The 10,606-nt window shown below is 44.2% G+C and carries 5 protein-coding genes; 1 reads left to right on the top strand and 4 read right to left on the bottom strand.

Annotated elements, in window-relative coordinates; translation table 11 throughout:
* Together KDK16_RS09805 and KDK16_RS09800 are read right to left on the bottom strand one after the other, a co-directional pair.
* On the bottom strand, positions 1 to 2,105 hold a 2,105-nt coding region (locus KDK16_RS09805), incomplete at its 3' end, for a hypothetical protein (RefSeq protein ID WP_257275850.1).
* 185 nt (positions 2,106 to 2,290) lie between these two features.
* The gene (locus KDK16_RS09800) at positions 2,291 to 4,351 is read right to left on the bottom strand and encodes a hypothetical protein (protein ID WP_257275849.1); all 2,061 of its coding nucleotides are present in this window, start codon (positions 4,349 to 4,351) and stop codon (positions 2,291 to 2,293) included.
* A 559-nt stretch (positions 4,352 to 4,910) separates the two neighbouring features.
* On the opposite strand from KDK16_RS09800, the gene KDK16_RS09795 reads away from it, so the two are divergent.
* Entirely contained in the window at positions 4,911 to 7,820 is a 2,910-nt protein-coding gene (locus KDK16_RS09795; protein WP_257275848.1) for a hypothetical protein, read from the top strand.
* Positions 7,821 to 7,928: 108 nt separating this feature from the next.
* Here KDK16_RS09795 and KDK16_RS09790 read toward each other — a convergent pair whose 3' ends face one another.
* Positions 7,929 to 9,062, bottom strand: a complete 1,134-nt coding sequence (locus tag KDK16_RS09790; protein ID WP_257275847.1) for a phage N-6-adenine-methyltransferase — start codon at positions 9,060 to 9,062, stop codon at positions 7,929 to 7,931.
* A gap of 291 nt (positions 9,063 to 9,353) precedes the next feature.
* Positions 9,354 to 10,493 carry a hypothetical protein gene (locus tag KDK16_RS09785; RefSeq protein ID WP_257275846.1) on the bottom strand — a complete coding sequence of 380 codons (1,140 nt, stop codon included), beginning with the start codon at positions 10,491 to 10,493 and terminating at the stop codon, positions 9,354 to 9,356.
* Positions 10,494 to 10,606: the final 113 nt, after the last annotated feature.

Here is a 10,606-nt window from a genome sequence, read left to right as displayed (position 1 = left end):
GCCTCAAACTCTCCGACCCGATGGAACTTATAGTAATCAACCTCCTCACCATTGACTATTGCCAGTGTACGACCACCAACGATGGTGCCTTCTTTCTCGAATAGTGATAACGGATGTTGACCAGGATAAACCCGTTGAAAAACGGTTTCACCAGCACGAACAAACTCTGCCTGTAACTGACGAGCGGAAGCTAATTCCGCAGGATGAAAATCAAATGCGTGGGCAGCGACTACCAATTCGAATGCCGAAGTATTGGGCAATTGAAAATTGAGTGGATTACCGGGTTCTATCAACTGTTCGGAAGAATCCAGTTTGAAGAAAAGTGCCGGGTCTTTGAGAAAGTTCAGAGTATCATCCAGTAATTGTCGGGGTAGACGACATGACCAGGTCTTCAACAAAACTTTTTTATTGGCAACTAACCTTTGCGCAAGTACATGTATGAGCCTTTGCCGGACTATTGGATCAGTGCAGCACTTTTCCAGATATTCTTTGTTGTTAAAAAAGTGCAAACAATCCAGACGCTGTTCAATGTAGTCTATTACAATGCGAGGGTCATCTGGCTGTAACTTTCTACTCTGAAAACACCCGTATCCCTTGTCAAAGGGTTCAGACTTGAGCACTATACTGTCTAGTTCCTTCAGAATTTCTTCCGGAAGCATTTCGCGACCCAGATCAGGAAAATAAGGATAAACAATATTCAAGACATGGGTTTTAAAATCGTTATCTGCATCGACTATATCAAAGAAAAAATAAAGAGCAGCAATATCAAAACCTCGGCTAACTTCAGGTGTTTTTCTTAATATATCCAACAGTGAATGCTTTGCTGTATCGATTAATGCCTTAAGCAACGTATTATTCGATTTTTCAATATCATTCAAGATAAAAGGATTGGTTTTTACCAGCTTCTTTAATAACAAACCAAGTTTTTCTTTGTCTGTCTTATATCTTTTTGAGGCGGATAAATAAACCATGTACAGGGAATTGCGAAATTCCTGATATAACTTATGGTTTGTTTCCAGTGCGGCTAATAAGGTCTTGACCAGTACTTCTTCAAAAAAGACGGGTTCCTCGGTGAACATAGTGCATTTACCAAAGTAAATGTCTTGAAAATTACCATACCATTTTTGGCCACTGAGCGAATCCAACATGATTTCTTTTGTTATAAAGCGAACCGGAACCTCTGATAAAGTACACAAGCCATTTGATAATTGTGACAGGCAGTACTTTTTGTTTTCACTTTTAATGTGTTCTGGCAGGTCTTTCAGCTCTATCCTTCCTGAACGAATGAGTTCATCGTATAAATCATCATTTTGATTTTTAAAACTATCAGGAAAAGTGCCCAGGGATTTTATTTTTGCTGTGATGTCCAGATGGCCATAAATGAAAGCTGCCAGTTCCAGAGGTGTACCTTTGGGAATACCATTGCGGCCTGAATATTGAATAAGAAAATGATGATCTGTTTTCAATTCATCAGGCAGTCCGTCGTAGACAATACGGGAATAATCACTCTTGTTCTGAGCCAGTAGTATATCTCTGGTTATTTTATCTTTTGGTATTTCGTAAAGTCTCAAAATATCATTCTTTACAAATTCTTTCATAAAGCAAGATGATTTAAAATAAGCCTCAGGGACGTATATTCTGCGACGTTCTCGTGATATATAGTGGATAAGGTGCATAAGTTCAGCTTCTTTGAGTTTATGACCTTTTCTATCAAGGAGTTTTTGAATCAACTCGACTTGTTTGTCGGAGAGAATAGCAGTGCTCACACACGGGCTGGCTTTATAGCTTTTTAAAGGACTGGGTGATAATGCTTCTGGCTTGATCATAAGACCAATATCTCCAGCATTGGTGAATTGCCGTTTTGATTTGTCTTCAGCGACTGCAGGGGTATCTACATCTAAAGCAACGGCTCTGGAAGAAATTCCGATCTCTTCTTGATCTTTTTGTCCTGTTGAAAGTTCTGTTGCGAAATCTGCACGATTGACTCCCAATGACCCACTGAGAGGGGTAACGGTTCTGTCGAATACATTGCCATGATTTGCTGTAGAACTGTAAGTAGAGGGGTTTTGCCCCTGATTAAATGAGCTTTGAGGTAATCGATCCATCGTTTCTTTCCTGTCTTTCATTACCCTTAATCTTGGCGAAGCTGAGTCCACTCAAATATTGACCCGTTAATTAAATGAAAGTTCCGAAAAAGAAGGATCGAAGCTTGAAAAAAGGCCGCTGGCCAAGCCAGTGCCACAAGGAATTAGACATTTCAAAGTTTAATCCGCCTGAGAGAGCGTCTGCGTTATGACAATTTTTCCACCTGGCTCTCAAGGTTTTTAATGCGATTATAGGCAGCCTGGTTTTCAAACGCACAGTAACAGTCGCTGCAGACTGACACACAATCCGCTTTTAATGGGCCGTAGTGACACAGTTTTACATATTCTGCCATTTGCTCTCGCTCAGGATAGGCCTGACAATCTTGCAGTTCGGAATTCAGCCAGCTCTGAATAATCTCCTGTTCGTCCAGGCTCCAGCCTTCGCGCAGAGGCAGGCACTCCTTTATTAAAAACTTGTTAAATTCGCTGCCCTTTTCATCCCTCGCCGCGTACGTCACGAATTCCACACCTATGTTGTTACAATTCTCGTAGTGCATATAATCATCTTCATCAAAAAAAATAAATGCAGAATGGAACTTAGCCAGAGCTTGATACTCTTCTGGGGCAAACCTGTCTCTACCAGACCAGTCTTTGTTCAGGAACTCATATAGCGGTGTCGGCAACCTCGTTAATATTGAATCCTCTAGCGACTTCTCTTCATCCCGTGTAGGCCTATCGTCTCTCAGGTTATTTTCATAAAGAAATACTAATCTGCGACGTACATCATCTCTAAGGGCATCTCTCATTTCTCCGGGATTTACATTCAAATCAAAGCTGGGGTGGTCAACAGCATTTTGAGGGTAAACGAGCAATATATCATTTTCCTGAAACTGTGCAGGGGATTTGACAGACTCTGTTTTTACGACACCTGACTTTAGAGCATTCATTTGAGATTCATCCGGCCATTGCACCGGAGGCTCTGCGGAATCAGGAAACTGGCTTGCTGGCATCAATGTTTCAACCATTGGCTGCTGAGGTGCAACAGGTTTATGGTGTGAGGGTACTATGGCCGTTTCAAGGTTTTGTTCGTCATGTCGAAGGGAGGACTGAAAGTAATCGTTGTCAGTATGCTCTGCGTCCTGATTGATTTGCTGAAATGAAGTTATAAAAATGTGCAGGATCACCTTTTCTACCAGTTGCAGAATCAGCTCGGCGCGATTGGCATTCGCCAGTTGCTTAATTGTCGCGTCAACGCTGCCTTTAATGTGATCTTGTCCCTGCAAAATCATACCAAAATGCGGGTATGGAAAAGGTTTATACGTCAATTGCAGGTGGCTGTCGCAATCAGGTTGCTGTTCACCACAAAGTGATAACTGACCACTATAACCATCCGCGTCAAATTCAAGTTGGCCAGCAACCCGTGACACAGGGAAATGGGTTGCGGCTGAAACCCGATTTTGGATCAGAGCTACGGTGTTTTTAATGACCGCATCGGTTAAGAGGCTAGCAATGGGACGACCTCTGGCAAAATCTTTCGCCTCATCTTTCGCCTCATTATGCAACAGTGACTCAATACTCACCGGCAGACTTTCTAAATCTCCGTTGTGGGTCAGTGTCACTACCGTTGACTCTGTGGCTTTATCTGAATAATGAATGTCAATACGAATGGCTTCTGGCGCCGTGGGTGAAACCCATGAGAGGTCAATGTGAACGACACTGTGTTGCCAACTGGCCTCATAGAGCTCCAGCCAATGGGAGTAGCCATTGGGTAATGGCACCCCGGCCAGCGTCGGACTGGTGGATGGGTTCAATGGGAATGGCGTTATTCGCAACATCTGCTGATGAAGCCCCAGCTGGTAAATCAACTCCAGGTAAAATCGCTTGCGGATCTGGGGTGAGTCCACCTGAATTTGCTCTGACCCCGAACGGGTACCGGTACACCAGCTGTACAGGGCACTTTCTACACTGGGTAAAATGGCCATGGACAAGACTTGCGCCGTGTGCAGCGTCACAGTGTTTTCTGTCCAGCGACTCAGCACGGAGGCGGTTTTTTTGCTCACCAACCAGTACTTCATGATGTTAAATGCCAGAGAGGGTAGTGCTCGCAATCCGTTCAGTGATAAATAATCACCATAACGACGAAAAGTAAAATCGTTTCCAAAGCGGAAAAAGAGGCCAGGTGATGATGAGCTCTCGATAAGCTCAAATTCACCCGGTGAGTGTATGTTTAAAGGAGTTTCATCTTCACCATTATCCTGATGATCCATAACTGAATAGCTGAAGCCTGCCAAAGACAACTGTAGGAAAAAAATGAAAAATAATGCGTAACTTCTCATAGATTCAACACGCAGCAACAGGATTGTCTAATTCCAATGATTAGTGAGAGTATGAAAATAATGATCCTTATAACTTTACTTGTCATTAAAACAAACATCGAAAATTCATAATGAGCACCGGTTAGCGGATCAGCCTAGCCGATAGTTGTGATTCCGGCAAAAATATCATCATACAAATTCCTCGCTCCGCACCCCAAAATCCAACCATTGCAATGAAGGTACCTGAACTTCGTTTACCATAATTTGAAAACAGAATTGATGTTAAGCCCTTTTGATGGCGACCCTCTGCCTGATGATCTATCTTGCTACCGGGAATCGGTTTGTTATGGGCCGAGCGTGTCCATACCCGGACAATCGATGCGACCGGATCGGACTTAGAAGCATTGAGTTCGCACCACGGAGAGTCCATCAACAATAATTTTTATGTTTGATCATACATACCAGTTAATTTATTTCTGACTGGATGGTAAATAACGTATATCAGGGTGATATGAAAAAAACATATTACACACTTGCTGTTTGCAGATTTCTTTTTGTCTGCCTTATGATGCAGCTGGCAACGATACCGCAGGCAGTAGCTGTGAATAGTTTCGTTGAGCCCGTGTCATTCAGTTCACTGTTACCCTTGCTTGCCACAGTTTATCGGAATATTCCCGAAGCCAAGAACCCGCTGCCTGACCTGAATCTGCCACCGCAGCCTGCACAACCTGGCGGGGATAGTTCATGCTCTTTTGATACTCATGTTTCAGTGGTCGCACCGCAATACAGTCAGATAAAATTACAGCTCGCCCTGGCTGAAGGCCATGTTTGGAAATTCTCAGGTGATAATGAACCTTTGGAACTGGAACCCGCTTATCTGCCCAGCGCCGTAAGATATATTGACCCAACTGGCCATTGTCACGAACATTGGGTCATTCAGGGTGTTGCCACACAGGCCATTTCATCAGGCACCGACCCGGAAGACCTCGGGGCCCCGAAAAACAGCCCGCCATCATTGCTGAGTCGTCAACCTGATTTACCCATACCCTACAATCTAACCCAACTTTTTGCCGATAATGGTTTTGATCGCTCTGACAAGAATGACCTTGATGCGGTAGAAAACCCGTTAACGCATCTCCTGCCTGCCCCTTTCCCCTTGTCAATCCGTTATGCTGATTCCAGCAATTCGGTTTTATTTCAGGATGCCATCTGGCTAAGGCTTAATCAGGAAGAAGCCCTGGTTCTTGTGCCTTCGGAGTTTCCTGCCGTGGCGAGAGTCAGTGACATGTCTGATGAAAACTGGCCTCAACTTATCACTGCTGAATCAGTTGACAGCAATACCAGCGGTGTCAAACCTGTTTTCAGGTGGGCTAATAAATGGTTACTGAACTCATTATCTGATGACCCGCTATTAAGATTTCTGGCATATATTTACGGGGCAGCCTTTCATGTGCAGGACAGTAATGGGCAACTGTCATACATCATCCAACACAACGGCAAGCTGTTATTGATCAGCAGGACTGAAGCCTACTTACGGTTCAGTCTGTATAACCAGAGCTTTCTTGAATCACTGTATCCAGAGATTTTCGGCCCATCGATGCCAGCAGGTGGCGGATGGCATGAATGGAACCGCTTCATTCGCAAGCAGCCTTTTCATTATGACCGTCCTGAACATGGTGCCGGTAAGCGTCCTGGTGCCCAAAGACCTTCAAATCCTGCAGGTGGGAATCACCAAAGAAATGAAAGGTCGACTCGACCTGAAGCTAATGCAATGCATCACTCAGAACGCAGCTCCGAACAAACCCGGGAACCCGGCACAGCCGCTTCCGAGAGAGATGGAAGGCGGGAACCGATAAATCAGCAGCAAGTTGAGGCTATTTACGATTATGAACCTCAAAGAAACGACGATGAAACACCCATTCCTTTGTACGCTACGGCTTATCTTAGTGGAAGCCAGCAACATTTGTTTTGTCCCGTTTGCACAGAGCTCATTACCGGAGAAGCGAGGACTTGCACTTCGAGTCTTCCTCACAGTGTCTGTATTGGCTGTTTTAAGTCAATGACTGACCTGAAAATGAACACTATTAAAGAATGCATTACTTGTCGTGGGAGAATGGACGATCGTTTATTCAACTATGAAGACACAGCTGCGGCCATCATGTTTCAATGTCCGTTCGGCTGTAACCACAGCTGCCCGCTGGCATTCCTGAAGGGTCATATCATAGACCACCATACCCCGGTTACGCTGGAGCATCAGTCAGAACCTGTGAACCCGGTAGAGGAAGAACAGGCGATTCCCCCAGGGAGTGTATTATTTTATGGTGTGCCTGTAATGCCAGAGGATAAGCATAGAGTCGAGCAGTTTATTCATACTTGTCGCCAGATCAACGATCCCGAACACTTGCAACTGGCTGAGTCATTTACCCGGGCATTCGAAGCACTTCAAAACAGGTGCGAACAGCTGGCCAATGCTCGTTCTGATCAGGAGGACAGGGGTGCGGCTTGTCGAACTGATCACTCGCCCTATGCTTTTTTCAATTCCAGAGAGAACAGTATTGATTCGGCCTACTTGCATTGTTTCAGAAGCACTCTTCAAGAAGGCGACATATGCCGTTTTTGTAATTCCCATATAGGTTTGATTCAAAATAAGATGGGTATACAGGAACATTTAAGAAGATGCTCTGGAGCCGGTTTCTGCCCCAACAGAGATGATGGCTGTTCTTTTCAACATCAGCCTGCCCTTGTGCCGATACACATGTCGAAATGCCGTTTTAACAAAGTCAATTGCCGAATATGCCACCAATATGTAGCTACTGCGAGAATGAGGGAGCACAGAGTAAACTGCCCTTGCAGTGTGCAGTTGGGTCAAGATGATGCCTTATTTTGTGACAGAACTGAACAGAAGCCGATTCAGCTCCATGGGAAGATCCGTAAAATGGGGACTATACCAGTGTTCAAGAAACCGGGAGAAGATACTTATTATTGCAAAATTTCAAAGCTTTTTTATGAATCAATAACCGAAAGAGGACGCAGAAGGGGGAAACACCTTGTAAAGTTTTTCGGAAATCACGCTGAGCGTCCCGATGATTTTTCTGTAAATTTCAGCTTTGATACCCCAGAAGGTAGTTTGTCTTTCGAAATCATTCAGAAAGCAGAACATCGCCGCATGGCGCTACCCATCGTTTTTAATGAAAAAGGTGAAAAGCTGGTAGACAAACCATTTGTACTAAGAGGTACTTCATCATGTGAAGATTGTGGTTGCGAGATTAATAGAGATATGAGCACTCATCCCAATCCGTATCCAATATGCTTAGATAACTTACTTTTTGGAGTATTATGTAGCAAAGTTGGAGCTAATCATAACGATCATTTTCCTGAATGTGTTTACGTTCAGATTAAACTCACTCCAGTTGACTGGTAGATCATTTATTCGCCGAACAATAGAGTGAGGAAATTTAATTGCACACGAACCTGAAAAGACTAAAGGTCTGTTCAAGTAGCGGTTCCTGTTTGACCTTCAGCCGTCGCCTTAAGATGCGCCTGATTCCTCCGTTTGTGCGTCGTCTGAGGAGCGAGCGGTTGACTTGCTATTGCTTTCGAGTCTGTATTCGTTGTGGTTGTTTTTGAGTCCGGCACTGCTTTTCCTGACATGGATTTGTATCTCTGCAGGACGCTTTTCTGTATCAATTATTTTACGTAATTCATAGTTTTCCTTGAGTAAATCCATTGTCTCTTTTGAAACAGTAAAAGAAGTACCTTCACATCCGTCACTATCCAGGATGAGAAGAACAACCACTTTATTCAACACTTCCGATTCAGTGTATTTTTTCACCAGAGGAAGGCTAAAAGAATAGCCAGGCTTGTCAGGGAAACTCATAAACAACACTGAGTTTGTATCAAAAAAAGATGAAGTAATATCATCGCCCGTCAAATCTTTATCGTTTGGCGTCAGAAATGGACTACACAACTTCTCTGCAACTCCATGCCCCCTGTAAATACTTCTGGCAGGTGAATAGTCGTAAGGTCTTACAGTAAAACCTGCCAGGGCAAATAGAGCACTGTGATAACAATATCGCCCTGACCCCGCATCAATGATCACATTGTCTTTTGGGGCAAGACTTAAGTCTTCTTCGAGAAAACTGCGGATCTGATCAAAATCAGACGACGTTAACGGGCAAAATGTTATTGCGTCTCCACATATTATGCCTTCAGGTATATCATGCTGATAACTGATTAAGTCAAATAGTGAGTCTCCTGAAAGATCTGTAATATCAAGGCATTCCCCCGGCCTGGTGCTAAGCACAGACTTCTTTTCAGGATACGCGGTTGCCTCGGTAGTTCCGATATAATACTTAACACAAATACCTATAAAATCGGTAAAGTCGAGCTTTGGATTTCGATAAGCCGCTTCAAAGGCTTCTTCATCTAAAGCAGCTATTCCGGAGAAAATCTCGATCTTTTTTTGATATTTTTGTCCTGTTAGAAAACCCGGTGTGAAGTCTCTACGATTGACCCCAGACGGCTCAACGATGGCAGGCCTGACGGTTCTGGGGTAGACATTGCCATAATCCGCTGTAGCAACTTTTGCAGCACTCTCAGCTCTGGCACTGTAAGTAGAGAGATTTTGCCCCTGATTACATGGGGGTTGAGATAGTGGATCCATCGTTTTTCTCCTTTCTTTAATTCTCCTTAATCATGACGAGGGCGAGCCCGCCAAAAGAATGCTCATAAATACAGACCCGTTAATTAAACTAAAGTTCCAAAAAAGAAGAATCGCAGAGTTTAAAAAAAGGCTGCTGACCAAGCCAGTGTCACAAAGAACAACAGTGTCAGCAGCCCTGTACGCTGGAAGGTCCAGCAAACTTCCGTCGCGTTTTACCCTGGCTTGAAGCGCCATGGAGGATTTCAGGGCAGTCAGCGCAACAAAAAACAATGTAGATCGTCTCAGACTTTTTCATTCCATATTATCAACCTCTGTGTACTGGTCTGCGAATGCAAAAACATTGCTGGCAAACAATGTAAGCCCCTTACTCAGAGCAACCAGAGGAAAAACAGCGTTACTAGCGCCGAGATTAAGCTGACCATCGGCTTGGCTGAAGTGCCTGGGAAATTTTTTCTGTGTATCCGTGGGGTGCGGGTGCAGAGGTTCCGGGTACAGCATTGTATCCAAACGCCCCTTTTGCTTTAAATGTTCTGAGTAACACTCAACAGAAGGGGGAAATGCATCAGGGTCTGTGACCTCACAAGGTTGCAGGGCAGTCCAGTACAAGATCTCCTGTGCTGTGCGAGTCAACCATGAATGGTATTTGTTGTCGTCTAAACCCATAAATGATTGCAACCTTGACTTGGGCTGTAATTCTTTTTCTTTTGCAAAAAGGCCTGACAGGTATTCGTTCAGCAACTGTTCAATAAAGTTTTCTGTCTCTTTCACTGCCAGTTGATTTTGATAATAATAGTCTTGGGAATCCCGACGCAGGCGTGACCTTAACAACACGGCAGCCAGCATATTTTCGCATAGGGCATTGGCAAAGCTTAACCGCTGCATAACCTCTGGACTATAACCCCAGGTTTTAGAGTCTTTCGTACCAAGGCCGCTTTTCATGGAGCCATAGAACTCAACATCGCCCCAATCCCGAAGACCATCCCAGCCAAAATCAGGTCGCTCAATGGCCTTGATCCAGCTTTCAAATTTGCCAGGTAATGGAGAGGCGAAATAAGTGGAGTTCCCCAATAACGGGCTAAGGAACACCCAACGACGCCCGGTAAAGTGAAATGCCGGTATCGTTGACGTAGGCATAACGCCAAACTTGCCATTAAGTACGCCAATGTCATGAATGCTATTCAATAAACCTTGCTCAGCAGTTGCGTAAGGAGTACTGGTATCATCAATAATGTGAGCGTATTTACCATAACTATTCGTTGCTTTGAAATGATAGACCCGGAAGGCTCTTTCGCCGTTAACATAACTCACTTGTAATCGGTCAGTGAAACTTCGGCAACTCTCCGGAAGATCCTTTTCCAGTACGACAAGATACTCGCCAAAGCGTGGTTTCCGGCTTTTAAAACGATCACTTTTGGCAATAAATTGATGCATAATGCCTTCTTGCGCCAGGGTGCTGACGGACTCTCCGACTCGTTGGAACTTATAGTAATCAACCTCCTCACCATTGCTTCAGGAATTAAACGATACAGCAAAGGATTCATTGT

This window comes from Endozoicomonas sp. SESOKO4, from assembly GCF_024606275.1.
Note: the sequence above shows the minus strand (reverse complement) of the source record. Positions and strands in the feature narration are given on the sequence as shown.

What these genes read in the sequence shown, in the direction of transcription:
- KDK16_RS09800 (WP_257275849.1), bottom strand. Translation starts at nt 4,351, where the DNA reads ATGGATCATCAGGATAATGGTGAAGATGAAACTCCTTTAAACATACAC.
- KDK16_RS09795 (WP_257275848.1), top strand. Translation starts at nt 4,911, where the DNA reads ATGAAAAAAACATATTACACACTTGCTGTTTGCAGATTTCTTTTTGTC.
- KDK16_RS09790 (WP_257275847.1), bottom strand. Translation starts at nt 9,062, where the DNA reads ATGGATCCACTATCTCAACCCCCATGTAATCAGGGGCAAAATCTCTCT.
- KDK16_RS09785 (WP_257275846.1), bottom strand. Translation starts at nt 10,493, where the DNA reads ATGCATCAATTTATTGCCAAAAGTGATCGTTTTAAAAGCCGGAAACCA.